A 25107-nucleotide genomic window follows, 5' to 3' on the forward strand; every position below is an offset into this window, starting at 1 on the left:
ACCGTGACTGCCCGCTTCCGCCCCTTCCTCGCCTCGCTGCTGCTCTGCGCGACCCTCGCTCTCGCCCAGGAGCCACAAGGGCAGCAGCCGCCGCAGCCCCCGGCTATGGCGGCCGAGCCGGACCCCGAGAACCTGCCCTATACGGTGGAGATCGAGCCGACCGGCGATGATGCGCTCGACGCCGCGCTGAAGGCGGTCTCGCAGCTCGTCACGCTGCAGGAGTCCTCGCCGACCACGGCCGGCGGCGTCCTCGCCCGGGCGAATGGCGACCGCGAGCGGCTGCAGCGGGCGCTGCAATCCGAGGGCTACTGGGCAGGCACGACGAAGATCGAGATGCTGGGCGGCACGGTCGGCGAGCCGGGCATGCTCGAGCGGCTGGAGGCGACGCGCGAGAAGCCGCTCAAGATCCGCATCACCGCCGACAAGCGCGAGCCCTATCACATCGCGCATATCCGGCTGCGCGCCGATACGGCGGCGGAGCAGGCCGCGGTCGACGAGGCGGGGGCGAAGCCCTACGACCTGAAGGTTGGCGACGTCGCGCGCGCTGCGCCGGTGCTCGCCGCCGAGAAGACCCTGCTCGACCGGCTGCTGGAGCAGGGTCATCCGCTGGCGTCGGTGGCGAAGCGCGAGACGACGGTCGATCACGACCGCCACACCATGGACGTGGCCTGGACCTTCGCCCCCGGCCCGGTCGCCCGCTTCGCCGCGCCGGATGTCGAGGGCATGACGCGGATCGATGCGAGCTTCCTGCGGGAGGAAGCGTCGCAGATCGAGGGCGAGCGCTACAGCCCGGAGCGGCTGGAGCGGCAGCGGCAGGAGCTGATGGCGCTCGGCGCCTTCGGCTCGGTGCAGGCACGGGCGGCGAAGCGGCTGGACGAGGCGGGGCGCCTGCCGGTGACCTTCGTCGTCGCCGAACGGGCCCGCCGCGCCATCGGCATCAACCTCGCCTACGAGACCAATTACGGCCCGACCGTGCGGGTCTACTGGGAACACCGCAACCTCTTCGGCCATGCCGAGCAATTGCGGCTGGAGGCCGAGATCGCCCGGCTCGGCACGAATGGCGGGCTCGAGAATTCCACCTACCGGATCGGCGGCACCTATCGCGACCCGCATGTCTTCGGCCTCGGCTTCGGCCCGCAATGGAACTTCATCGGCAGCATCTGGTACCTGCGCGAGCGGCTCGAGGCCTATGACCGCGACGCGATCACCCTCTCCGCCCTGCTGGAGCGCCGCTATTCCCGGCGCCTCAGCTTCAATTTCGGCCCGGTGCTGGATTTCGGCAGCAGCGGCCCGCCGGGCGGCACGCTGGTCCCCTACCAGATCGCCGGCGTGCAATTCGGCGGCCGCTACGACGGCACCGACAGCCTGCTCGATCCGGCGCGCGGCTGGCGGGTGAACGGCACCCTCACGCCGTCCTGGTCCTTCCGGGAATCGACGCCCTTCGCGCCGCTGCGCGTCACCGCCAGCACCTATTGGGATGTGTTCGGCGAGCGACGGACCATCCTCGCGGTGCGCGGCACCTTCGGCTCGCTGCTCGGCGCCGACCTGCCCAACGTGCCGCGGCACCAGCGCTTCTACGGCGGCGGCGGCGGCTCGGTGCGCGGCTACGACTACCAGTCGATCGGCCCGCGCGACGCCCTGAACCGCCCCTCCGGCGGCTCCAGCCTGCTCGAGACCAGCCTCGAGCTGCGGCAACGGATCTGGGGCAACATTGGCGGCGTTGCCTTCGTCGATGCCGGCTCGGTCGGCACCAGCTCGGCGCCCGACACCTCGAACCTCCGGGTCGGGGCCGGCGTCGGGCTCCGCTACTTCACGGCGATCGGGCCGATCCGGGCCGATATCGCCGTCCCGCTGGTGAAGCAGCAGGGCAATTCGGCCTTCGGCCTCTATGTCGGGATCGGTCAGTCCTTCTGATGCGTCGTGTCACGAAATGGCTTCTGGGGATCCTGCTGGTCCTCGTCGGCCTGCCCATCCTGCTCATCGGCGGCGCCCTGGTCTGGGTGAATACCGAGGGCGGACGGTCCACGGTCGCGCGGCTGGCGGGCGAGCAGGTGCCGGGGCTGACCATCGAGGGGCTCACCGGGCCGATCCCCGGCCGCCTCGGCGCGGCGCGCATCACCATGGCCGACAAGGACGGAGTCTGGCTGACGGTCGAGGAGGCGCTGATCGACCTCGACCTGATGGCGCTCGCCACCCGTACCTTCCGCATCGAGGCGCTGCAGGCCGCGCGCATCGCCGTGCCGCGCCTGCCCGCCGCGGGCGAGCCGGCGGCGCCGCCCGAGCCCTCGCCGCCTTCCGATACCGTGCTGCCGCAGCTTCCCTCGCTGCCGGTCACGGTCCGGCTCGACCGTCTCGGCATCGGGCGGCTGGAGCTCGGCGCGCCAGTCGTGAAGCAGGAGGCCGTCTTCTCGGTCGACGGCAATGCCGCGCTGGAAGCCGGGGCGCTGCGGGCCGCCTTCGCCATGAAGCGGCTGGATGCCGAGGGCCATGTGGACCTGACCCTCGCCCTCGCCCCGGCCGAGGACCGGCTCTCGGCCAAGCTCTCGGTGCATGAGGCGCCGGGCGGCATCGGCCCGACCCTCGCCGGGCTGAAGGACCAGCCCCTCGCCCTCGACCTGACGCTGGACGGGCCGGCCAGCGGCGCGGCGCTCGACCTGACCGCGGCGCTCGGGCCCGAGATCGGCGCCAAGGCCGCGGGCACGGTCCGCGCCCGGCCGGATGGCGCGCTCGGCGCGACGCTCAAGGGCGAGGCGCGCGGCGGGCGGCTGCTGCCACCGCAGGCGCGGCCGGTCGGCGAGCCGGCGCAATTCGCCCTCGATGCCGATCTCGGCGCCGATCGCCGCCTGGCGCTGCGCGACCTCAGCCTCGAGGTGCCGGCGGGCCAGCTCGGCGTGACCGGCAGCGCCGATCTCGGCAGCGAGGCGCTCGACCTCGCGGCCAAGCTCACCCTCGCCCCCTCCGAGCGCTTCGGCGCCCTGCTGCCGGCCGGGCTCGGCTGGCAGGCGGTGCAGGCCGATGCGACGATCGGCGGCACCATCGGCAAGCCGAAGCTCGACCTCACCCTGGTGCCGGAAGCGCTGCGCACCGGCGTCGCCCAGGCCGATGCGGTGCTCGGCCCGCGGCCGCGGCTGGCGGTGAAGGCGGCCATGCCCGGTCCGGCGTTGGATGCACGGCTCGACGGCGCCGAGGGGCGGCTGACCGTGGCCGGCAGCCTCGTCGAGCCGATCGACATGGATGCCCGGCTCTCCCTGCCCCGCCTCGCCGTGCTCGGCGGCGGCTCGGAGGGAGCGCTGGAGGCGCGGGTGCAGGCGAGCGGCAAGCTCGCCGATCCCGATCTCGTCGTCACCGCGGAATCGGGCCGCATCGCCGCCGCCGGCCATGTGCTGGAGGCGCTGGCGCTGAACGCCAGGATCGCCACCCCGGCCTCGGCGCCGCGCGGCACCGCCAATCTCGATGGCCGGCTGGACGGGATGCCGCTCGCCCTCGCCTTCCGCGGCCAGCCCGAGGGCAGCCTCGTCCAGATCGAGCAGGGCGAGGCGCGGCTGGGTCCCGCGCATCTCGACGTGACGGGCCGGCTCGACCCGGCGGCGAAGCTCTTCGACGGCACGGCGAAGCTGACCGCGAGCGACCTGGCGCCGCTCGGCCGGCTCGGCGGCGTCCAGGACCTCGGCGGGCGGCTGGCACTCGATGCCAAGCTGGCGCCGCAGGACGGGCTGCAGGGCTTCGAGGCGAAACTCGATGCGCCGCACCTCGCCTTCAATGGCCAGGAGGGCAGCCTGCAGGCCAGCGCCGCCGGCACGCCCGCCGCCCTCGACTGGACCCTGCAGGGCCGCGCCACCCAGGGCGCCGTCTCCGGCCGCGGCCATGTCGCGCAGCAGAATGGCGGCTACCGGCTCGATCTCGCGGCGCTGGAGGCGCAGGCGAAGGGCGAATCCCTCCGCCTCGCCGCGCCGACGCGGGTGACGCTCGGCGGCGATGGCGGCGTCGAGATCGCGCCCACCAGCATCGCCGTCAGCCGCGGCGGCCGGATCGAGGCGCGCGGCCGCTGGGGCCCGGAGCGGGCCGACCTGACCGCCAGCATCGCCTCCCTGCCCCTCGCCCTGGCCGAGCCCTTCGCGCCCGACATCAAGCCGCAGGGCACGCTCAGCGCCGATCTGCGGGCGACCGGGCCGGTGGCGAAGCCCGAGATCCGCGTCGTGGTGAACGGCACCGGCCTCGGCGCCGGCGCCGACTGGGCGCAAGGCCTGCCGCCGGCGACGCTCCGGGCCGAGGGCAGCCTCGCCGGCGAGGCGGCGCAGCTCCGCGCCGATCTCGAGGCGGGGCCGGCCGGGCGGATCACCGCCCAGGCGCGGCTGCCGCAGGGCTTCGGCCCAGCCAACCCGCTCGCCGCGACGCTCGACGGCACTCTCAACCTCGCCCCGCTCGCCAGCCCCTTCCTCGCCGCCGGGGCGGACCGCGTCACCGGCCGGCTGGCCCTGGCGCTGCGGGCGGACGGAACGCTCGGCACGCCCCGCCTCGGCGGACGCGCCACCCTCTCCAACACCGAATACCGCAACACCCAGTACGGCGTGCGGATCTTCGACGTGAACGGCACGGTGAGCGGCGAGGGCACGCGGCTGCTCATCGACGGCATCAACGCCCGCACCGCCGGCAATGGCACGATCAATGTCAGGGGCAGCATCGATGCCGGCCAGCCGGGCTTCCCGGCCGACATCACCATCACCGCGCGCAACGCCCGGCCCGTGGTCTCCGACCTGGTGACCGCGAGCCTCGGGACCAACCTGCGGCTGCAGGGCCCGGTGACCGGCGGCGGCACGCTCTCGGGCGAGGTGCGGATCAACGAGGCCGAGATCCGCATCCCGCAGAACCTGCCCGCCAGTGTGCCGACGCTGACCAATGTCCGCCAGACGGGTACGTTGCCGCCGGGCGTGATCCCGCCGAAGCCGCCGCCCAAGCCCTCGCCGCCGGCGCCGCCCTTCAACCTCGACGTGCTGGTCAACGCGCCGCAGAGCATCTTCATCCGCGGCCGCGGCATCGATGTCGAGCTCGGCGGCCGCATCAGGGTCGGCGGCACCACCGCCGCGCCCTCGCCGGATGGCGCGCTCAACCTGCGGCGCGGCGATCTCGACCTGCTAGGCCGGCGGGTGACCTTCCGGCGCGGCACGATCGGCTTCGCGCCCGGCTCGCTGATGCCGACGCTCGACCTCACCGCTCAGTCCCAGGCGAGCAACACCACCATCACCATCAATGTCGCCGGTTCGCCAGCCGATCCGAAGGTGACCTTCACCTCCACGCCGGAACTGCCGCAGGACGAGGTGCTGGCCCGGCTGCTCTTCGACCGGCCGACCAGCCGGCTCTCGCCGCTCGAGATCGCGCAGATCGCCGCGGCGGTGGCGCAGATGAGCGGCGTCGGCGGCGGCGCGGCCAACCCGCTCGACCGGGTGCGCAGCCTGCTCGGCCTCGACCGGCTCGGCGTCTCGGGCGGCGGCGAGCAATCGGGATCGAGCGCCGAGAGCGCCCAGAAGGGACCGACGGTCGAGGCCGGCCGCTATGTCGCGCCCGGCGTCTTCCTCGGCGTGCGGCAGGGCACCCAGGGTGGGCAGACCGGCGTCGGCGTGCAGGTGGAGATCACGCCCCGCCTGAAGCTCGACGGGCAGACGGCGACCGGGCCGGCCGGCGACCGGCTCGGCCTCTCCTACGAGCTGGAATACTGATTTCCCCCACGACGTCGGTTCGCACCGCCGCGGGGGTTCCTGATGTCCTGCCCGCGAGGGTCGTGGGTTTACCCACGGACCTCGCGGACCAGCGGGCCACTGGACCATGATCCGCTCACACAGGGTCGCGGATCACGGTCCAGGCCGTTGCTTGATCACGTGAGTCACGCTCCAGGGCCGGCATGGCCGCGTTTTCACCGCCACGCCACCCCGCCGAAGGCCGCGCCGCCAGGTTCCAGCCTATCCTCTCCCCGCCATGCCGAAGACCGACATCGTTCAGGCGCTCGACGCTTATGACGCCTGGCTCGGCCGCCATTGCGCGGTGATCCCCGAGGCGCTCGCCCGCAAGCGCCAGCGCATGGCCGCCGATCCCTTCGCCTTCCTGCGCGGCACCGCTTTCCGCTTCGCCGCGCAATTCGCCGCCCTGCTGCCGAAGCTCGCCGCGACCCGGCGCGTGCCCTCCTGCGGCGATGCGCATCTGGAGAATTTCGGCACCTGGCGGGATGCCGAGGGCCGGCTGGTCTGGGGCGTGAACGATCTCGACGAGGCGGCCGCCCTGCCCTTCGCCGCCGATCTCGTGCGGCTCGCCACCAGCGCGCTGCTCGCCCGGCGCGATGGCGGGCCGGGCGGGCGGGAGATCGCCGAGACGCTCCTCCGCGGCTATGCCGCGCATCTCGCCGCGCCGCGTGCCTTCGTGCTGGACGAGGAGCATGCCGCGCTGCGCGCCCTGGTCCTGCCCGACCCGCCGGCGCGCGCCGCCTTCTGGGCCAAGCTGGCCGCGCTGCCCGCCGCGGCGCCGCCGCCCGACTGGCGGCAGGCCCTGACCGCGGCGTTGCCGCCAGGCGCCGCCGCACCGCATTTCGCCGCCCGCGAGGCCGGGCTCGGCAGCCTCGGGCGCCCGCGGCTGGTCGCGATCGCCACCTGGCGCGGCGGCCAGGTGGTGCGCGAGGCCAAGGCACGGGTGCCCTCCGCCTGGCGGCAGGCCGGCTTTCCCGGCGCGGCGGAGATCGATGTCGCGGCGCTGGCGAACAGCCCGAACCGGGCGGCCGATCCCTGGTACGCCCTGCCGCCGGGCCTCGTCATCCGCCGCCTGGCGCCGGACAGCCGGAAGCTGGAGGTGCCGGCGGGCGGCGACGGGGCCGGCCCGCTGCTCTCCCTGCTCGAGGCCATGGGGGGCGAGATCGGCAACCTGCATGCCGATGCCGGTCCCGGTACTGGTGCCCCTGCGGGCGCGGGCGCGGGCGCCGCGATCCTCGGCGACTTGGAGCAGATGCCGCCGGACTGGCTGCGCGATGCGGCGCGCGTGATGGCGGATGCGGTGCGCGCCGACCAGGCGGCGCTGGCCGCGGCGAGTGGCAGCGGCAAGAACACAAAATTGTGAAATTTGATGACTCGAAGCTAATTCACCTGCTGTTGGGCATATCATAACGCTGCTTATATTCAGCCGCCTGAGCACCTCTCCACCGATGCCCGACCTGCAAGACCCCAACCTCCTGATCCTGCTGCACGACGTCGCCCGGCTCATGCGGACCCTGGCGGACCGTCGAGCCCGCGCGCATGGCATGACCCGGGCGCAGTGGATGATCCTGGTTCGGCTGCGCCGCTGCGGCGGCATGACCCAGCGGGAGCTGGCCGAGATCCTGGAGGTCGAGCCGATCACGGTGGGCCGCCTGGTGGACCGCCTCACCGCCCGCGGCCTGGTGGAGCGCCGCGCCGATCCGGCCGACCGGCGGGTCTGGCGCCTGCACCTCACCCCCGAGGCCGCCCCGGTGCTGGCCGAGATCGACGAGATGCGGATCGCCTTCGATGCCGAGGTCACCTCCGGCCTCTCGCCGGAGCGGCGACGGCAGGTGATCGAGGCCCTGCTGCTGATGAAGAACAACCTGCTGGCTGCCGGCGAAGCCGGCGAGGCCGCCTGAGGAAGTGACATAGTCCATGCCCGAAGGTTCCATCCGCGCCGACCGCAGCGCCCGGGACGCGGCGCCCGACCAGGCGACGACGAGGAAGCCCGCGCGCCCTCGCCGCCGCTGGCTGCGTCCTGTCCTGATGCTCGGCGGCGTCCTGGTGGTGGCGCTCGGCGCCGGCGAGGTCTGGCTTCGCGGCGGGCGCTATGCCGGCACCGACGACGCCTATGTGCAGGCCGACAAGCTGCTGCTCGCCACCGATGTCTCCGGCATCGTCCAGCGCATCGCGGTGCACGAGGGCGAGGCGGTGCGGACCGGCCAGGTCCTGGTCCAGCTCGACCCCGCGCCCTTCCGGTACGCCGTGCAGCAGGCCGAGGCGCAGCTCCTGCAGACGAAGCTGAACCTCGAGGCGATGCAGGCCGATTACCGCCGCATCCTGCGCGACGTCGCGGCGCAGGAGGCGGCGGTGCAGCTCGCCCAGGCGACCAACAACCGCGCGGCGCAGATCGTCAACAGCGGCGCGGTGACGCGGGCGGCCTATGACCAGGCCCGCTTCGGCCTTGCCCAGGCGCAGCAGCAGCTCGAATCGCTGAAGGTGCAGGCGCAGGTGCAGCTCGCCAAGCTCGGCGGCTCGGCCGATGCGCCGATCGACCAGCACCCGGATACCCGCGCCGCCCAGGCCCGTCTCGACGAGGCGCGGCGGCAGCTCGACCACGCGACGATCCGCGCCCCCTTCGCCGGCGTCGTCACCCAGGTTTCCTCGCTGCAGCCCGGCCAGTATCTCGGCGCCTCCACCCCGGCCTTCGCCCTGGTCTCGACCGACCATGTCTGGGTGGATGCGCTGCCGAAGGAGACCGACCTGACGCATGTGAAGGCCGGTGATCCGGTGACGGTAACGATCGACACCTATCCGGGCATCACCTGGAACGGCGCGGTGGCCAGCATCAGCCCTGCCTCGGGTTCCACCTTCAGCGTGCTGCCGGCGCAGAACGCCTCGGGCAACTGGGTGAAGGTGGTGCAGCGCATCCCGGTGCGCATCCGCGTCGAGCAGCCCGCTGACGCGCCGCAGCTCCGTGCCGGCATGAGCGCGGTCGTCTCCATCGACACCGGGCACGAGCGGCATCTGAGCGACCTGATCGGAGGCTGAGATGTCCGGCTCCGCCGCGGAGGAGGTGGTGCCGCACCGCGCCCTCATCACCATCTGCGCCATGGTGGCGACGCTGATGCAGGCGCTGGACGGCACCATCGCCAACGTCGCCCTGCCCTACATGCAGGGCGGGCTGGCCGCGACCTCCGACCAGATCACCTGGGTGCTGACCAGCTACATCACCGCGGCCGCCATCCTGACCGCGCCGGTCGGCTTCCTGGTCGCCCGCTTCGGCCGGCGCAGCGTGTTCCTGCTTTCGGTCGGCGGCTTCACCCTGGCCTCCGTGCTCTGCGGCGCGGCGCAGACGCTCGAGCAGATGGTGGTCTTCCGCCTGCTGCAGGGCGCTTTCGGCGCGGCGCTGGTGCCGCTCAGCCAGTCCACCATGCTCGATATCTACCCGCCGGCGCAGCGCGGCTCGGCCATGGCGATCTGGGGCATGGGCGTGATGGTCGGGCCGATCCTCGGGCCGACGCTGGGCGGCTACCTCACCGAGAACCTGAACTGGCGCTGGGTCTTCTACGTCAACCTGCCCTTCGGCCTGCTCGCCTTCCTCGGCCTGCTGCTGTTCCTGCCGCGCGGCGGCGCCCAGCCCGGCCGGCGCTTCGACTGGACCGGCTTCGGCGCGCTCGCCCTCGGCGTCGGCGCGCTGCAGATCATGCTGGACCGCGGCGAGCTGAAGAACTGGTTCGGCTCGACCGAGATCCTGATCGAGGCGACGCTGGCCGGGCTCGGCCTCTACCTGTTCCTGGTGCACATGGCGCTGGCGGAGAAGCCCTTCATCCCGCCGCGCATCTTCCGCGACCGCAATTTCGTCGCCGGGCTCGGCATCATGTTCGTGGTCGGCGTCATCCTCTTCGCCACCTCCGCCCTGCTCGCGCCCTATCTGCAGACGCTGGCCGACTATCCGGTCTTCACCGCCGGCCTCGCCATGGCGCCGCGTGGCATCGGCACCATGGCAGCGATGTTCGTCGCCGGCCGGCTGGCCGCGCGCGTCGACCCGCGCCAGATCATGGCCTTCGGCATCCTGATCCTGTCCTGGACGCTCTGGGACATGACCTACTGGACGCCGGACATCCCGATGCACTGGTTGATGCTGGTGACGGTAGTGCAGGGCATGGGGCTCGGCTTCGTCTTCATCCCGCTCAACCTCGTCGCCTTCGCCACGCTGGACCCGGCGCTGCGCACCGACGGCACCTCGCTCATCAGCCTGCTGCGCAACCTCGGCTCGGCGATCGGCATCTCGGCGCTGGCGGCGCTGCTGACGCGCAACACCCAGATCATGCACGCCTCGCTGGCCGAGCACGTCACGCCGCTGAACCGGCTGTTCGAGCTGCCGGCCATCCGGCAGTTCTGGGATTTCCGTACCGCCGAGGGCGCGGCGGCGCTGAATGCCGAGGTGACGCGGCAATCGAGCATCATCGCCTATGGCAACGACTTCCACCTGCTGATGGTGCTCGCGCTCGGCATGCTGTTCCTGCTGCCGCTGATGCGGCGCCCGCCGCGGGCCGTCGCCGCCGATCCGGCGCATGCGGCGATGGATTGAACTCCCCACGACGTCGCTGCGCGCCGCCGCAGGGGCCCCGGAATTTCCCCACGATGTCGCTTCGCGCCATCGTGGGGACCCCGGGATTCGCTCCTGGCCCTGAGCGCGTCACAGCCCTCCGAGGCGAAGCCTCGGAGGGACAACGGGGCAGCGACTGCGGGGCCGTCGCCGCCTCGGGACTACTCCGCGGCGGCGTCGAGGAGCTTTTCCCAGGCGGGGTTGACCAGGGGGCTGCGGGCGCCGAGGCGGGCGCGGGCGGCGGCGTATTCGCGCCGCAGCCGCTCGACCAGCGCCGCCGCCGGCACCACCTCCCGCACCGTGCCGATCCCCTGGCCCGAGCCCCAGATATCCTTCCATCGCCGCTTGCGCTCGCTGCCGAAGCTCATCGCGCTCGGATCGCTGGTCGGCAGGTTGTCCGGGTCCAGCCCGGCCTTCCGCAGGGAGGGCTTCAGGTAGTTGCCGTGCACGCCGGTGATGAGGTTGGTGTAGACGATGTCCTCGGCGCCGCTCTCGACGATCATCTGCCGCTGCTCGGGCTGCGAGCGCGCCTCCTCGGTGGCGATGAAGGCGCTGCCGATATAGGCGAAGTCGGCGCCCATCGCCTCGGCGGCCAGGATGCTGCGGCCATGCGCGATGGCGCCTGACAGGGCGATCGGCCCGTCGAACCAGGCGCGCGTCTCCTGCAGGAAGCCGAAGGGCGAGAGGGCGCCGGCATGGCCGCCCGCTCCCGCCGCCACCAGCACCAGGCCGTCGGCGCCCTTGTCGATGGCGCTGTGGGCGAAGCGCTGGTTGATGACGTCGTGCAGCACATAGCCGCCATAGCCGTGCACCGCCTGGTTCACCTCCGGCCGGGCGCCGAGCGAGGTGATGATCAGCGGCACCTTGTGCTTCACCACGATGGCAAGGTCGTGCTCCAGCCGGTCGTTCGACTTGTGCACGATGAGGTTGATGGCGAAGGGCGCCGCCTTGCGGTCCGGATGCCGCGCGTCATGCGCGGCGAGGCGCTCCTTGATCGCCACCACCCAGTCCTCGAACTGCTCGGCCGGCCGGGCATTGAGCGAGGGCATGGAGCCGACCACGCCGGCGGTGCACTGCGCCACCACGAGGTCGGGGACGGAAATGATGAAGAGCGGCGAGCCGATGACGGGCAGCGACAGCCGCCCCTTCATCATGTCCAGCAGCGACATACGAATATCCTTCCGGTCAGCGCCTGGGCTTCAGCACATTGGCCATGATGGCCTGGGTCTCGGGCGCGCGCAGCCGCTCGGCGATCAGCACGCGCTCCTCCTCCATGCGCGCGAGCAGCGGCGGCATCTCCGGCCGCAGCAGCCGCTTGGTCTGGCGCATCGCCTCCACCGGCTTCTGCGCCAGGGCACGCGCCGTCGCCGTGGCGTTGGGCAACAGCTCGGCGCGGTCGAGGATGCGGTTGACGAAGCCCATGCGCTCGGCCGCCGCGGCGTCGAAGAACTCGCCGAGCATCATGAGCTCGGCCGCCTTGTGCTTGCCGACCAGCCAGGGCACCAGCATGGAGGCGCCGAGCTCCGGCACCAGGCCGAGATCGACGAAGGGCAGGCGGAAGCGCGCCTCCGGCGCGGCATAGACGATGTCGGCATGCAGCAGCATGGTGCAGCCGATGCCGATCGCAAGGCCGGGCACCGCGGCGACCAGCGGCTTCTCGAAATTCGCCAGGCCGAAATAGAAGCGCCGGCTCGGCGTCGGGACGGCGGGGTCCTCGGCCGGGCGCGGGGCGCGGAAATCGGCGATGTCGTTGCCGGCGCAGAAGACCTCCTCCGTGCCGGTCAGCAGCAGGCAGCGGATCTCCGGATCGGCGGCGCTGCGCTCGATGGCATCGGCCAGCCCCGCATACATGTCGCGGGTCAGCGCGTTCTTCTTCTCGGGCCGGTGCATCGCCACGGTGCAGACGCCGTCCGCCACCGAGACGCGGATATACTCGGACATCGCTTCGCTCCTCCTGCCGCCATAGCAGGGCGCGGCGCGGCCGGCGTCAAGCGCGCGGCCATTTCCGGCGTCGCTCCCGCATGGCACCCTGCGCCGAACCACCGGGAGGACCCTATGACCGTCACGATGCCGGGGCGCCGCCCCTTCCTCGCCGCCGCCGCGGCGGCGCTGGCAGGTCCCGTATTGGCAAGCCCCGCACTGGCCCAGGCGCGGCCCTTCACCCTGGTCGTCCCCTTCCCGCCCGGCGGCTCGACCGACGTGATGGCGCGACTGCTCGCCGAGCGGATGCAAGCGGCGCTCGACGCGCCGGTGCTGGTGGACAACCGCCCGGGCGCCGCCACCGTGGTCGGCGCGGAATCCGTCGCCCGCGCCGCGCCGGACGGCTACACCCTGCTGGTCAACTCGGGCACGACGCTGACGCTGAACCCGCTGCTGATTCGCCGCCTCTCCTACAAGGCCGAGGATTTCGCCCCCGCCTCGCTGCTCTCGGTCCTGCCCTTCGCCTTCCTGCTGCGGATGGACATGCCGCAGACCATCCCGGATTTCGTCGCCCTGGCGAAGGCGAAGTCGGGGCAGCTCAATTACGGCACCAACGGTCCCTCCAGCTTCAACAACATCGCCGCGGTGCTGGTGGCGGAGAAGCTCGGCATCCGCATGCAGGACGTGACCTACAAGGGCGATGCGCAGCAGCTCAACGACTTCCTCGCCGGCACGCTGGACCTGCTGGTGGTCGGCGGGGCGAGCGCCATCCAGCCGCACCGCAACCACCAGGGCCGCATCCTGGCCTGGACCGGCGACCGCCGGATGCCGGCGACGCCGGACCGCCCGATCTTCGAGGAATTCGTGCCCGGCACCGTGGCGCAGACCTATTTCGGCCTGGTCGCGCCGGCCCGGACGCCGCAGCCGATGATCGAGCGCGTCTCGCAGGCCGCGGCCGCCGCCCTGCGGGATCCTGGCCTGCGCGACCGGCTGCTCGGCGAGGGGCAGTTCGCCCTCGGCACCGGGCCGGAGGAATTCGCCCGCTTCCTCCGCCAGGAGGCCGAGCGCTGGGCGCCGGTGCTGCAGCGGATGAACCTGCAGATCGACTGACGCCCCAGGGCGACAAAAGGAGCGACAAGGGAGGCGACAAGGGGGGACATGTGAACCCCGTTAAGAAACCGCCAACCGGATTGCATACGATAATGCCCCCGGAACCACCCGGGCCCGGCTGCGACCGGCCTTGCCCGGCCAGGACCGGGCGAGGAGGCGCTCCGGCTCCCGGTGGACGAGATGGCTGCACCCGTGCTGCGCGCCCTCCGGCCGTGAAGGGCGCGCGCTGACGAGCCCCGCGGCTCGTCGGTCGGCACATGGTCCGATCTCCGGCCGTCCGGAGCCAGCCCATGCGTCCTGTCCTGTTGCTCATGCCCATCGCCCTCCTCGGCTGCAAGGCCGAGAGCGCCACGCAACCCGCCGCCGAGCAGCCGCGGCCGGTGCAGGTGGCCGAGGTGCATCTCGCCCCGGCCGCCGAGGCCCGCGCCCTCACCGGCGTGGTCCGGGCCCGGCACGAGGCCGACATCGCCTTTCGCGCCGGCGGCCGGATCACCGCGCGCCTCGTCGAGGTCGGGCAGAAGGTGGCGGCCGGCCAGCCCATGGCGCGCATCGAGGAGGCGGACCTGTCCCTCGCCGCCCGGGCGGCCGAGGCCGAGCTCTCGGCCGCCGAGGCCCAGTCGCGGCAGGCCGCGGCGGAGGCGGCGCGGTCGCGCGCGCTGCGCGCCGCCGGCCATGTCTCCATCGCCTATGACGACCAGCGCGTGGCCGCCGCCCGCAGCGCCGCCGAGCGCGCCGCCGCCGCCCGCGCCGCGCTCGACCTGGCCCGCCGCCGGCTCGACTACGCCCTGCTGCGGGCCCCGGGCAATGGCGTCGTCACCGCCCTGCTGGCCGAGGCCGGGCAGGTGGTGGCCGAGGGGCAGCCGGTCTTCCGCCTGGCCAATCCCGAGGAGCGCGAGCTGGTGGTGCAGGTGCCGGAAGCCGCCGTCACCGGCCTCGCCGAGGCCCGGGTCGCGGCGCAGTTCTGGGCGCGCCCCGGCCTCTCCCTGCCGGCCCGCCTGCGCGAGCTGGCGCCGCAGGCGGAAAGCCTGCTCCGCACCTACACCGCCCGCTTCTCGCTGCCCGAGGCGCCGGACTGGATCACGCTCGGCATGACCGGCACGGTGCTCACCGAGGCGCCGGGCGAGACGCTCGCCACCCTGCCCCTCTCCGCCCTGCACGACCGCGGCGCCGGGCCGATGGTCTGGCGCGTGGCCGGGGGCCGCGTCGCCGCGGTCCCGGTCGAGGTAGTCTCGCTCGGCGAGGTGGCGGCCGTGCTGCGCGGCCCGCTCGCCGAGGGCGACCAGGTGGTGGCGCTCGGCCCGCAACTGCTCGAGCCGGCGAGCCGGGTCCGCATCGCCGGCCTGCGCCCGGCGGCGACGCTGCGCTAGGGCGGCCCGGAATGCGGTTCAACCTGTCGGAATGGGGCGTGCGCAACACCACGCTCACCCTCTTCCTTCTCCTGCTGCTCGCCCTGGCCGGCACCGCCGCCTATCTGCGCCTCGGCCGCGCCGAGGATCCCGGCTTCACGATCAAGCTGATGGTGGTCTCGGCGCAGTGGCCAGGCGCGACGGCCGAGGAGATGCAGGACCAGGTCGCCGACCGCATCGAGAGCAAGCTGCAGGACCTGCCCTGGCTCGACCACCTGCAGACCTTCACCCGCCCGGGCTCGGCCATCACCACCGTCGTGCTGCAGGACGCCACGCCGCCGGGCGAGGTGCCGGGCCTCTGGTACCAGGTGCGCAAGAAGGTCGCCGACATCCGCCCGGGCCTGCCCGCCGGGCTGCAGGGCCCGGTCTTTGACGACGAGTATTCCGATGTCTATGCCGTCCTCGTCGCGCTGACCGGCGCCGACAATGCCGAGCTCACGCGCCAGGCCGAGGCGATCCGGTTGCGGCTGCTGCCGCTGCCCGGCGCCGGCAAGGTGGCGATCTTCGGCGAGGAGGCGCAGCGCGTCTTCGTCGATGTCTCGCATCGCCGCCTCGCCACCCTGGCCATCCCCCCCGCGGCGATCGTCGAGGCGCTGGCGCGGCACAACGCCGTCCTGCCCGCCGGCGTGGCCGAGACGTCCTCCTCGCGCATCCATCTCCGCGGCGCCGCGGCTCTCGACGGGCTCGCCGCGATCCGCGCCGTGCCGGTGGCGAGCGGCGAGCGGACGCTGCGCCTCGGCGACATCGCCAGCGTCAGCCGCGGCCTGGCCGATCCGCCGAGCGCGCAGATCCGCCACCAGGGCCGGCCCGCCGTGCTGATCGGCATCGCCAAGCGCCCCGGCGCCGACGTGCTCGCCCTCGGCCGCGAGGTGGAGGAGGTGCTCGGCCGCCTGCGCGCCGAGCTGCCGCTGGGCCTGGCGCTCGAGGTGATCGCCGACCAGCCCCGGGTGGTGGCCGAGAGCGTCGGCGAGTTCCTGTTGAAATTCGCCGCCGCCCTCGCCGTGGTGATGGTGGTCTCCTTCCTCTCCCTCGGCCTGCGCGCCGGCATCGTCGTCGCCCTCGCCGTGCCGCTGACGCTCGCCATCGTCTTCCTGGTGATGCTGGCCTGGGGGATGGAGCTGGAGCGGATCAGCCTCGGCGCGCTGATCCTCTCCCTCGGCCTACTCGTCGACGACGCCATCATCAGCATCGAGGCGATGGTGGTGAAGCTCGAGGAGGGCTGGGACCGGCTGCGGGCGGCGAGCTTCGCCTGGAGCTCCACCGCCTTTCCCATGCTCTCCGGCACGCTGGTCACCGTCGCCGGCTTCCTGCCGGTCGGCTTCGCCGCCTCGACCGCGGGCGAGTATGCCGGCGGCATCTTCTGGGTGGTGGGCACGGCGCTCGCCGCCTCCTGGCTTGTCGCCGTGCTCTTCGTCCCCACGCTCGGCCTGCTCCTGCTGCCGGCAGCGCGGGCCAAGGGGGTGGGCAAGGCGGCCGCCGGGGGGGCACACGGCGCGGGCTATCACGGCCGCGCCTACCGCCTGCTGCGCCGGCTGGTCGGCTGGTGCGTGGACCATCGCCTGCCGGTCCTCGGCATCGCCGTGCTCGTCCTCGGCGCCGGCATCGCCGGGCTGGCGGCGACGCGGCAGCAATTCTTCCCCAGCTCGGCGCGGCTCGAGCTGCTGGTCGACATTACGCTGCGCCAGGGCGCCGGCCTGCCGGCGACGCGCGCCGCCGCCGAGCGGATCGAGGCGGCGCTGCGGGGCGACCCGGATGCGCGGAGCGTCACCACCTATCTCGGCTCTGGCGCGCCGCGCTTCTTCCTCGCCCTCAACCCGGACCTGCCGAACGAGGCCATCGCCAAGCTGGTCATCCTCACCCCCGACCTGGCGGCGCGCGAGCGGCTTCTGGCCCGACTGCGCCGGCTGGCCGAGGACGGCACGGTGCCGGAGGCGCGGCTGCGCGTCTCGCGGCTGGAATTCGGCCCGCCGGTCGGCTTCCCCGTGCAGTTCCGCGTGCAGGGCCCGGATGTCAACGGGCTGCGCCGGGTCGCCGGCGAGGTCGCCGCGGCGCTGCGGGCGACGCCTGGCACGCGCGACGTGCAGCTCGCCTGGGGCGAGCGGGCGCCGGGCCTGCGCATCGCGCTCGAGCAGGAGCGGCTGGCGCAGCTCGGCCTCTCCCCGGCGACGGTCGCCCAGGCGCTGCAGGGGCTGCTCTCGGGCACCGTCGCGACGCAGCTGCGCGAGGGGCACCGGCTGGTCGATGTGGTGGTGCGCGCCCCGGCGGCGGAGCGCCTCTCGCTCGCCGCCCTCGCCGACCTCACCATCCCGACGCCGGCCGGCGCGGTGCCGCTCGCCCAGCTCGCCCGGCTGGAGCCGGTAATGGAGGAGCCGATCCTCTGGCGCCGCAACCGCGAGCTCTTCCTCACCGTCCGCGCCGATGTGGCGGAGGGGCTGCAGGGGCCCGACGTCACGGCGGCGGCGATGCCGCGGATCGAGGCGCTGCGGGCCCGGCTGCCGGCCGGGATGCGGATCGTCACCGGCGGCGCGACGGAGGAGAGCGCCAAGGCCAATGCCGCGCTCTACGCCCTGTTCCCGGTGATGATCGGCGCCATGCTGCTGCTGCTGATGTGGCAGCTCCGGCATGTCGGCCGCACCCTGCTGGTGCTGGCGACGGCGCCGCTCGGCCTGCCGGGCGCCGCCGCCGCCCTGCTGCTGACCGACAGCCCCTTCGGCTTCGTCGCCCTGCTCGGCGTCATCGCGCTGGCCGGGATGATCATGCGCAACAGCATCATCCTGGTCGATCAGGTGCGGCAGGACCTCGCCGCCGGCAGCGAGCTGCGGCGCGCCATCATCGAGAGCACGGTTCGCCGCGCCCGGCCGGTGCTGCTGACGGCGCTCGCCGCGGTGCTCGCCTTCGTGCCGCTGGCGCATTCGGTCTTCTGGGGGCCGATGGCGATCGCCATGATCGGCGGGCTGACGCTCGGCACCGTGGCGACGCTGCTGGTGGTGCCGGCCCTTTACGGGCTGGCGCTGCGGATGCGGCGGCAGGTCCTGCCGGCCGGCCTGACCCTGGCGGCGGAATGAGAACGCCCCACAAAACCGCTTCGCGGCATTGTGGGGGCTCCATGGAGGCCCCTCCCGCCCAGACCCGTCACAGCCTGCCGCGCCGAAGCCGCAGCAGGGCAGTGGGGAGCGACGGTTCTGACAGGCGCTTGAAGGCGGCGCCGCTCTACCGCGCCAGCCCTTCCAGCGCCTGCCAGGCCGAGAGCACCGCCCCCTCCTGCCAGCCCGGTAGCCAGGAGAGGTACTCGCCGGCGAAGTGGTAGGGCCCCTCCGGCGCTCGCAGCAGCGGATAGTCCCGGGCGCGCTGCGCCGCGCTCCATTCCGCCCAGGCGCCGCCGGCCAGCGGCATGCGCGCCCAGGCGACCGAGACCGGCGCACCGACCTCGCGCGCATAGCCGGGATGCAGCGCCTCGCCATCCGCCGCCATCGCCGCCCCGCGCGCCGCCGGATCCAGGGCGGCGAAGCGCCGCGCCACGTCGTCGTCCCAGATATAGGCGCCGAGCAGCACGCCGCCGGCGGCGTGGAAGCCCTGGCTCGGATACCAGATCTGAGTGGCGTCGCGCGCCGTCCAGGAGATGCCGCCATAGATCGCGGCATCCTCCTCCCAGAAGCGGCGGCGGGCGAGGAAGGCCAGCTTCGCCGCCTCGGAATAGCGCAGCCCGGCCAGCGCCGCCTTCCGCCCCTCCGACAGGTCGGTGTCGAGCCGCGCCAGCAGCGGCGCCGGCAGGGTGAGCAGCATGGCCGGCGCCACCTCCTCGTGCCGCCTGCCATCCTCCTCCCGCCAGGCGAGGCGGGCGCCGCCCTCCACCCGGCGCAGCGAGAGCAGCTCGGCCCCCGTCACCACCGCATCGCCGAGCGCCTGGCCGAGCGCCAGGGCGATGCGGTCCATGCCGCCCACCGGCTGCAGCATGGTCGCCTGGTAGTCGATGCCCTCGGCGAAGCCCGCGGCCAGCCACAGCTCGGGCCGCAGCAGCAGGCGCGGATCGAGCGGTTCCAGCGGGCGCGGCGGGTCGGGGCCGGCGCCGGGCGGCAGCGCCCAGCCGGAGCGCGGGCTGCCGCGATAGCGCAGGTCGGCATCCAGCGCGCCCCAGAAGCGCAGCGCCCGCCGCAGCCCCTCCAGCTCGGCCGCCGAGAGCGGCCCGGCCAGGGCCTCGGCGCCGAGACCCTTCACCGCCAGCTCCGCCACCAGCCCGCGCAGATCGGCCTGCACCCGGCGCAGCGGCAGCGGCCCGCCCGCCCCCTCCACCGGCGCGGCGCGGTTCTCGTTCACCAGCACCTCGAGCAGCACGCCGAGCGCCCGGCAATAGCCGAGGATGCCGCGGTGATGGTGCGGGATGCGGGCGGCGCCGGCATTGAAGTAAAGATGCGGCGCCGGGTCCCAGGCGACGCGCTGCGCCGGCCCGCCGGCTTCCAGGACCGCGTCGCCGGCGCGGAGCGTCAGGCAGCGGCCGCCGAGGCGCGGCGCCGCCTCCAGCAGCCGCACCGACCAGCCGGCGCGGCGCATCTCGAAGGCGGCGACCAGCCCGGCGATGCCGCCGCCGACCACCACCACCCGCCGCCCGTCGCGCGGCAGCGCCGGCGGCGCGGCGCGGGCCGGGGTCGCGGGCAGGCCGCCGAGCGCGGCGAGGGTGGCGATGACGGCGCGCGCCCCGCCCGCACCGGCGACGCCCTCGAGCAGGGCGCGCCGGCTGATCATCCGCCGCTGCGGCTGCCTATGTGATCGGCGACCGCCCGCGCCACCGCCGCGGTGCCGTCGCCGCCGCCGATATCGGCGGTGCGCAGCCCGGCGCCGAAGGCGGCATCCACCGCGCCTTCCAGCTCCGTCGCGGCATCGGCATAGCCCTGCCCGGCGCCGCGCGCCGCCAGCCAGTCCAGCATCATCGCCGCCGAGAGCAGCGTCGCGGTGGGGTTGGCGATGCCCTTGCCGGCGATGTCGGGCGCGGTGCCATGCGCCGGCTGGAACACCGCATACGTGTCGCCGATATCGGCCGAGGGCGAGAAGCCCATGCCGCCGACCAGACCGGCGCCGAGATCGGAGAGGATGTCGCCGAACATGTTCTCGGTCGGCAGCACGTCGAAGGCCCAGGGGCGCCGGACGAGGTCGAGCGCCATGGCATCCACGTAGTGGTGGCCGCTGCCGATGCCGGGGAATTCCTTGGCCACGCCGTCGAAGACGCCACGCATGAAGGCGAAGGCGCGGAACACGTTCGCCTTGTCCACCAGCGTCACCTGGCCCTTCCGGCCGCGCTGCGCCGCGCGCCGTTCGGCGAGGCGGAAGGAGAAGCGCGCCAGCTTCTCGGTGGTCGCGCGGGTGATGCGCAGCGTCTCCTCGGCGAGCTCCTCCGTCACCAGCCCCTTGCCGCGCGAGTGAAACAGGCCCTCCGTGCTCTCCCGGATGAGCACGAGGTCGATGTCCCGTGCCCGTGGATCGGCGAGCGCCACCGGCACGCCGGGAATGGCGCGCACCGGCCGGACGCCGGCATAGAGGCCGAGGCGGAATCGGAGATCGAGTTGCGGCGCGATCTCGGTGCCGTCGGCATAGCGGATGCCGGGCCAGCCCATGGCGCCGAGCAGGATGGCATCGGCGGCCTCGGCGGCGCGGAAGCTGCTCTCCGGGAAGGCCTCGCCGGTCTCCCGGTAGTGGAAGGCGCCGGCGGGCAGCATCTCGGTGGCGATGCCGATGCCGTGCCGCCGCGCCAGCGGCTCCAGCACCGAGAGCGTCGCCTCCGTCACCTCGGTGCCGATGCCGTCGCCCGGCAGCACCGCCACCCGCACCGAATTCGCCCGCGCCATGGCCCGCTTCCCCCTTGCCTCGCCTCCCCCCTATCCTGCGGCAAAGGCTCCGGGAGGGACAGGGATGGCATGGACCAGACGCGGCGCGCTGCTCGCCGCGGCGACGTTGCCGACATGGGCGGCAGCAGGACGGACGGCCTCGGCGCAGACCGCGCCGGGCGCCCCGGCGGACCGGTCGGCGGATTGGCCGGAGAAGCCGGTGCGCATCATCGTCCCCTTCCCGCCCGGGCAGGCGGCCGACATCTTCACCCGGCTCTATGCCGATGAGCTCTCCCGCCGCTGGCCGCAGCGGGTGGTGGTGGAGAATCGCGGCGGCGGCGCCGGCGCCCCGGCACTGGAGGCTGGCGCCCGGGCTGCGCCGGATGGCTACACGCTGACCGCTGGCACCTCCGGCACGCTCGGGGTCAACCCCTCGGTGTTGCCGCGCCTGCCCTACGACGCCGAGCGGGACTTCGCCTTCATCGGCAATGTCGTGGTGCTGCCGCTGCTGATCGTGGCGCATCCCGCCTTCGCCGAGCGCACGGCGCCGGCGCTGGTCGCGGCGGCCAAGGCGCGGCCGGGGGCCATCGACCTCGCCACCGCCGGGCCGGCCACCAGCCAGCACATGTCGGCCGAGCTCTTCGCGCACCGCACCGGCACCCGCTTCAACATGGTGCATTACCGCGGCAGCGGCCCGGCCATGGCCGACCTGCTCGCCGGCAACGTGCCGCTGATGTTCGACAGCGTCGCCTCGGCCCTGCCGCACATCCAATCCGGCAAGGTCGTCCCGATCGCGGTGACGACGCCCGAGCGGGCGCCGCAGCTCCCGGCGGTGCCGACCATCGCCGAGACGGTCGCGCCCGGCTACGGCGCCTATGGCTGGACCGGGCTCTGCGGGCCGGCGGGGATGCCGGAGCCGATCCTCCGCCGGGTGAATGCCGATCTCAACGCCGTGCTGCGCGAGCCGGCGATGCAGGCGCGCTTCATCGAGCTCGGCGGCACCACGGCGCCCGGCACGCCGGAGGCCTTCGGCGATTTCGTCCGCCGCGAGATCGCGCAGTGGCGCGAGGTGGCGAAGATCGCCAATGTCCGGCTGGAGGGCTGACCCGGTGCGCCGCCGCGGGCTGCTCGCCGCCGCGCTGCTGCCGGCCGCAGCCCTCCGCGGCCGCGCGGAGAGCTTTCCCGCCCGGCCGGTGCGCATCATCGTGCCCTATGGGCCGGGCGGCAGCAGCGACATCGTCGCCCGCATCCTGGCGCAGCACGCGACCGAGGCCTCCGGCCAAAGTTTCCTGGTCGAGAACCGCGGCGGCGGCGCGACGGTGCCGGGCACCCAGGCGGTGGCGACCGCGGCGCCCGACGGCTACACGATCGGCACCAACGACAATGCGCTGGTGCTGAACCCGACGCTGCTGCAGGGAAAGCTGCCCTACGAGACCGAGCGCGATCTCGGCTTCCTCGGCCTCGCCGTCACCTCGCCGGCGCTGCTGTTGGCGCATCCGGGGGCCGCAGCCCGCAGCCTCGCCGATGTGCTGGCCGAGGCCGCCGCCCGGCCGGGCCTCGGCCTCTCGCATGGCGGCATCGGCGCGCCGACGCATCTCGCCGTGGTGCAGCTGCAGCTGGCGACGGGGCGCGAGATCACCCCGATCGGCTATCGCGGCGGCGGACCGCAGCTCGCCGCGCTGGTCGCGGGCGAGACGCCCTATGGCTTCGCCGCCCTCTCCTCCTCGCTCGGCCATGTGCAGGGCGACAGGCTGCGCGCCCTCGCCGTCACCGGCGCGGCCCGCACGCCGCTGCTGCCGGAGGTGCCGAGCATGGTGGAGGCGGGGCTGCCGGAGGTCGACGTGCTCGGCGAATGGGGCTTCATCATGCCGGCCGGTCTGCCTGCCCCGGTGGTCGAGCGGTTGCACGCGCTGCTCCTCGCCCCGGCGCGCGAGCCGGCACTGCGTGCGCGGCTGGAGAGCCAGAGCTACAGCGTGGTGGCCAGCAGCCCCGCCGACTATGCGGCGCAGGTGCGGCGGGAGATCGTCTACTGGCGCGGCGTGGCGGAGAAGGCCGGCATCAAGGCGGAGTAAGGGGCGACACGAGGCACGCCCAGAAGCGTCCTTCGCAACCATCGCCGCCCGTTGCCCTGCCGCGGCTTCGCCGCAGCAGGCTGTGACGCCGCCTGGACGCAGGGCGAATCACGGGGTCCCCGCAAGGCCGCGCAGCGGTCTTGTGGGGAATTCACCCCGGCGGCACCACGCGGCAGGCTTCGGCGGCGACCTTGGCGAGGCGCAGCATCCGCCGCGCCGCCACCGCGCCGGCCGCCGCCTCGCCGGCGAATTGCTCGAGCAACCGATTGGAGAGCAGCGCTCGCGCCGCGGCATCGACCGCGACATCGGTGGCCGCGACCGTCGCCGCATCCAGCAGCGTGCGCCGCAGCAGCGACAGCGTGCCGGCGAGACCCGGCCGCAGCCCGTGCAGCGCCGCCACCTGCCGCACCAGCCGCACCCCCCGCCAGGCGAAGATCAGCGCATCCAGCCCCGGCGAGGGGCTGATGGCGGTGACGGCGAAGGATTGCACCGCAGCGTTGCGGCCGAGCAGCGCGGCCCGCGCCTCCAGCGTCGCCAGCGCCGGCTGCAACAGGGCGCGCAATTCCTCGATGCTGGCGGCGTTGCGGATCGCCGGCTGCAGCGGCGCCGCCTCCTGCACCGAGCCGGCCCAGCGGAGCGCCTCGGCCTTCGCCGTCGCGAGATCGCCGCGCAGGAAGGCGCTGCGGGCGCGGTCGACGGCGCGGATGCTGGCCAGGCCGCGCAGTTCCCGCCAAGCGCCGCCGCCGAGCAAGGCAAGGCCGCTGGCGACGACGCCGAGCGTCGCCCAGCCCTGCAGCGGGCCGCGGGCGAACTGGTCGGCGACGAAATTCGCCGCATCCAGCGCCGCCAGCCCGCCGCCCAGCAGCGCCAGCCCGCCGAAGAGCCGGCCGATGCCGGACCAGCGCACCGAGGGCCGCGGCGCCGCGACCGGCACCACCGCCTGCTCCCATTCGAAGTCGAGCCGCGGCGGCGGGCTGCGCGTCTCCTCCTCGAGGATCACCCGCGGGCCAACGGGAGGAGAGGCGGGAGGAGAGGAAGGCGGGGGCCGGTCGCTCACAGCACGTCTCCGATCAGCGCCGCCAGCAGCGTGTCGAGGCCGAGATGCGGCACGCCCGAGCCGCCGGCGGGATCGAGCTTCGGCGGCTGGAATTCCGGCATCTCGAAGAAGCCATGGTCCCAGAAGCCCGGATCCGGCGGCCGCAGCGGGATCTCGCCGGGATAGACCTTGGCGCTGCGGCCGTTCTCGAGCAGCAGGCCGCGCACCGCGGCTACCGGGCGGCCATCCAGCGTCGCCACGTCATCCTCGGTGCAGCGGATGGAGGCCAGCGCATGCACGCTGGTGGTGACGCCGGCGCCCGTCGCGCGCCCCTGCGGCGCCGCCACGAGATGCCCGAGCAGCGCGGCGAGCGCATCGCGCTGCCGCGCCGGCACGTGATCCGCCTTGGTGGCGACGAAGGCGACGCGGTCGACCCCGGTGCCCGTCAGCCAGTCCAGCCAGCCGCCGCCATAGCGCAGCGCCGCGGCGATCGCTGCCAGCGCCTCGGCCGTGTCCTCGAAGGCGTCGCGCCCGGCATGCAGCGCGCCGAGCACATCGACCAGCACCGCCTGGCGCTCGAAGCGGCGGAAATAGGGCTCGAAGAAGTCGCGCCGCTGCGCCTCGACATAGGCGTGGTGCCGCTCGGCGAGCAGCGTGGCGAGGCCGCCGCGGGCCGGCTGCGGCAGCGGGAAGAACCAGAGCAGCGGCGTCTCGCCGCGCGGGCCGGGATTGAGCAGCCGGCCGGGCTGCAGGAAGCGGAAGCCGAGCCGGTCGCGGCAGGCGCGCAGCGTGTCTCGGTAGAGCGCGAAGCCGCGTCGCGCCAAGCTGTCCTCGGCCGGCGCGCCGGGTGGCAGGGCATCGACGAAGGCGAGGAACTCGGCCGCCGCCTCGGCCCGCCGGCCGCGTCGCAGCCGCTCCAGCGTCGCTGCCGACCAGCGGGCATAGTCGTCGCCGAGCATCGGTAGGTCGAGCAGCCATTCGCCGGGATAGTCGAGCAGCTCCAGCGTGACGGTGCGGGTGCCGAGCAGCCCGCCGAGCATGCTCTGCCGGTCGAGCTCCAGCACCAGCTCGAGGGTCGAGAGATCCTCGGTCCGCGCCGGCCAGGCGGGCGGATCGGCGGCGAGGGCCGCGAGATGCGCGGCGACGTCGAAGCGCGGCAGCCCCTCCACGCCCGCCGGCGCCGGGCGCACCGCGCGCAGCCGCTTGCCTGCCAGTTCCTCGAGCGCCGGCAGGGTGCGGCGTCCCCGCCCCGCCGCCAGCAGGTTGGCCAGCAGCGAGGTGAGGAAGACGGTCTTGCCGGCGCGCGTCAGGCCGGTGACGGCGAGGCGGATGCGCTCCTGGCCGATGAGGGAGCGGCCGAACCGCTCCGCCCCCCAGGCGGCGTCGCGCAGCAGGCCGAAGGGATCGAGCAGGCCCGACAT

At 73.9% G+C, this 25107-nt stretch carries 17 protein-coding genes; 11 read left to right on the plus strand and 6 right to left on the minus strand.

The genetic code is table 11. The annotated features are described in order from the left end of the window. Positions 1-3 precede the first annotated feature (3 nt). The 6 genes from HJG45_RS29430 to HJG45_RS12125 all read left to right on the plus strand — a co-directional run bounded on the left by HJG45_RS29430 (position 4) and on the right by HJG45_RS12125 (position 10308). Entirely contained in the window at positions 4-1914 is a 1911-nt protein-coding gene (locus HJG45_RS29430; protein WP_171612374.1) for an autotransporter assembly complex family protein, read from the plus strand. Then, positions 1914-5714 carry a translocation/assembly module TamB domain-containing protein gene (locus HJG45_RS12105; RefSeq protein ID WP_171612375.1) on the plus strand — a complete coding sequence of 1267 codons (3801 nt, stop codon included), beginning with the start codon at positions 1914-1916 and terminating at the stop codon, positions 5712-5714. Before HJG45_RS29430 ends, HJG45_RS12105 begins: the two co-directional genes overlap by 1 nt. Positions 5715-5970: 256 nt before the next feature. Beyond that, positions 5971-7095 (plus strand): DUF2252 family protein, encoded by a 1125-nt coding sequence (locus tag HJG45_RS12110; RefSeq protein WP_171612376.1) that lies wholly within the window; start codon positions 5971-5973, stop codon positions 7093-7095. An 85-nt stretch (positions 7096-7180) separates the two neighbouring features. Beyond that, complete coding sequence (locus HJG45_RS12115) at positions 7181-7633, plus strand: MarR family winged helix-turn-helix transcriptional regulator (protein WP_171612377.1); 453 nt, start codon at positions 7181-7183, stop codon at positions 7631-7633. A 16-nt stretch (positions 7634-7649) separates the two neighbouring features. Then, on the plus strand, positions 7650-8765 hold the full coding sequence (locus HJG45_RS12120; protein ID WP_171612378.1) for an HlyD family secretion protein: 1116 nt from the start codon (positions 7650-7652) through the stop codon (positions 8763-8765). 1 nt (position 8766) lies between these two features. Then, positions 8767-10308: a DHA2 family efflux MFS transporter permease subunit gene (locus tag HJG45_RS12125; protein WP_171612379.1), complete on the plus strand. Its 1542-nt coding sequence runs from the start codon at positions 8767-8769 to the stop codon at positions 10306-10308. Positions 10309-10487: 179 nt separating this feature from the next. On the opposite strand, the gene HJG45_RS12130 is transcribed toward HJG45_RS12125, so the two are convergent. Both HJG45_RS12130 and HJG45_RS12135 read right to left on the minus strand, forming a co-directional pair. Further along, positions 10488-11495: a nitronate monooxygenase family protein gene (locus HJG45_RS12130; protein WP_171612380.1), complete on the minus strand. Its 1008-nt coding sequence runs from the start codon at positions 11493-11495 to the stop codon at positions 10488-10490. Positions 11496-11511: 16 nt separating this feature from the next. After that, the gene (locus tag HJG45_RS12135) at positions 11512-12267 is read right to left on the minus strand and encodes an enoyl-CoA hydratase (protein ID WP_171612381.1); all 756 of its coding nucleotides are present in this window, start codon (positions 12265-12267) and stop codon (positions 11512-11514) included. A 114-nt stretch (positions 12268-12381) separates the two neighbouring features. On the opposite strand from HJG45_RS12135, the gene HJG45_RS12140 reads away from it, so the two are divergent. The 3 genes from HJG45_RS12140 (at position 12382) to HJG45_RS12150 (ending at position 17827) form a co-directional block, all read left to right on the plus strand. Then, positions 12382-13356: a tripartite tricarboxylate transporter substrate binding protein gene (locus HJG45_RS12140; RefSeq protein WP_171612382.1), complete on the plus strand. Its 975-nt coding sequence runs from the start codon at positions 12382-12384 to the stop codon at positions 13354-13356. A 290-nt stretch (positions 13357-13646) separates the two neighbouring features. Continuing rightward, a complete protein-coding gene (locus tag HJG45_RS12145) occupies positions 13647-14723 on the plus strand; it encodes an efflux RND transporter periplasmic adaptor subunit (protein WP_171612383.1) in 1077 nt (358 codons plus the stop codon). Between the two features lie 11 nt (positions 14724-14734). Further along, entirely contained in the window at positions 14735-17827 is a 3093-nt protein-coding gene (locus tag HJG45_RS12150) for an efflux RND transporter permease subunit (RefSeq protein ID WP_171612384.1), read from the plus strand. Positions 17828-17972: 145 nt separating this feature from the next. On the opposite strand, the gene HJG45_RS12155 is transcribed toward HJG45_RS12150, so the two are convergent. Continuing rightward, positions 17973-19502 carry an FAD-dependent oxidoreductase gene (locus tag HJG45_RS12155; protein ID WP_171612385.1) on the minus strand — a complete coding sequence of 510 codons (1530 nt, stop codon included), beginning with the start codon at positions 19500-19502 and terminating at the stop codon, positions 17973-17975. After that, on the minus strand, positions 19499-20599 hold the full coding sequence (locus tag HJG45_RS12160) for an isocitrate/isopropylmalate dehydrogenase family protein (RefSeq protein WP_171612386.1): 1101 nt from the start codon (positions 20597-20599) through the stop codon (positions 19499-19501). The genes HJG45_RS12155 and HJG45_RS12160 overlap by 4 nt, the downstream gene beginning before the upstream one ends. Positions 20600-20663: 64 nt before the next feature. Here HJG45_RS12160 and HJG45_RS12165 point away from each other — a divergent pair, with 64 nt between their 5' ends. Beyond that, positions 20664-21683, plus strand: coding sequence for a tripartite tricarboxylate transporter substrate binding protein (locus tag HJG45_RS12165; protein ID WP_171612387.1), 1020 nt, complete (start codon positions 20664-20666; stop codon positions 21681-21683). A gap of 4 nt (positions 21684-21687) precedes the next feature. Next, a complete protein-coding gene (locus HJG45_RS12170; protein WP_171612388.1) occupies positions 21688-22650 on the plus strand; it encodes a tripartite tricarboxylate transporter substrate-binding protein in 963 nt (320 codons plus the stop codon). 151 nt (positions 22651-22801) lie between these two features. Here the strand turns inward: HJG45_RS12170 and HJG45_RS29435 are convergent, their stop codons facing one another. Both HJG45_RS29435 and HJG45_RS12180 read right to left on the minus strand, forming a co-directional pair. Beyond that, on the minus strand, positions 22802-23707 hold the full coding sequence (locus HJG45_RS29435; RefSeq protein WP_171612389.1) for a DUF697 domain-containing protein: 906 nt from the start codon (positions 23705-23707) through the stop codon (positions 22802-22804). Next, the gene (locus HJG45_RS12180) at positions 23704-25107 is read right to left on the minus strand and encodes a YcjX family protein (RefSeq protein WP_171612390.1); all 1404 of its coding nucleotides are present in this window, start codon (positions 25105-25107) and stop codon (positions 23704-23706) included. Before HJG45_RS12180 ends, HJG45_RS29435 begins: the two co-directional genes overlap by 4 nt.

The sequence above is a fragment of the Roseicella sp. DB1501 genome, assembly GCF_013112485.1.
Taxonomy (GTDB): Bacteria; Pseudomonadota; Alphaproteobacteria; order Acetobacterales; family Acetobacteraceae; genus Paracraurococcus.

Coding starts and splice junctions, on each gene's coding strand:
- HJG45_RS12145 (WP_171612383.1), top strand. CDS start 13,647: ATGCGTCCTGTCCTGTTGCTCATGCCCATCGCCCTCCTCGGCTGCAAG.
- HJG45_RS12180 (WP_171612390.1), bottom strand. CDS start 25,107: ATGTCGGGCCTGCTCGATCCCTTCGGCCTGCTGCGCGACGCCGCCTGG.
- HJG45_RS12105 (WP_171612375.1), top strand. CDS start 1,914: ATGCGTCGTGTCACGAAATGGCTTCTGGGGATCCTGCTGGTCCTCGTC.
- HJG45_RS12125 (WP_171612379.1), top strand. CDS start 8,767: ATGTCCGGCTCCGCCGCGGAGGAGGTGGTGCCGCACCGCGCCCTCATC.
- HJG45_RS12140 (WP_171612382.1), top strand. CDS start 12,382: ATGACCGTCACGATGCCGGGGCGCCGCCCCTTCCTCGCCGCCGCCGCG.
- HJG45_RS12120 (WP_171612378.1), top strand. CDS start 7,650: ATGCCCGAAGGTTCCATCCGCGCCGACCGCAGCGCCCGGGACGCGGCG.
- HJG45_RS12110 (WP_171612376.1), top strand. CDS start 5,971: ATGCCGAAGACCGACATCGTTCAGGCGCTCGACGCTTATGACGCCTGG.
- HJG45_RS12130 (WP_171612380.1), bottom strand. CDS start 11,495: ATGTCGCTGCTGGACATGATGAAGGGGCGGCTGTCGCTGCCCGTCATC.
- HJG45_RS12155 (WP_171612385.1), bottom strand. CDS start 19,502: ATGATCAGCCGGCGCGCCCTGCTCGAGGGCGTCGCCGGTGCGGGCGGG.
- HJG45_RS12165 (WP_171612387.1), top strand. CDS start 20,664: ATGGCATGGACCAGACGCGGCGCGCTGCTCGCCGCGGCGACGTTGCCG.
- HJG45_RS12135 (WP_171612381.1), bottom strand. CDS start 12,267: ATGTCCGAGTATATCCGCGTCTCGGTGGCGGACGGCGTCTGCACCGTG.
- HJG45_RS12115 (WP_171612377.1), top strand. CDS start 7,181: ATGCCCGACCTGCAAGACCCCAACCTCCTGATCCTGCTGCACGACGTC.
- HJG45_RS12160 (WP_171612386.1), bottom strand. CDS start 20,599: ATGGCGCGGGCGAATTCGGTGCGGGTGGCGGTGCTGCCGGGCGACGGC.
- HJG45_RS12150 (WP_171612384.1), top strand. CDS start 14,735: ATGCGGTTCAACCTGTCGGAATGGGGCGTGCGCAACACCACGCTCACC.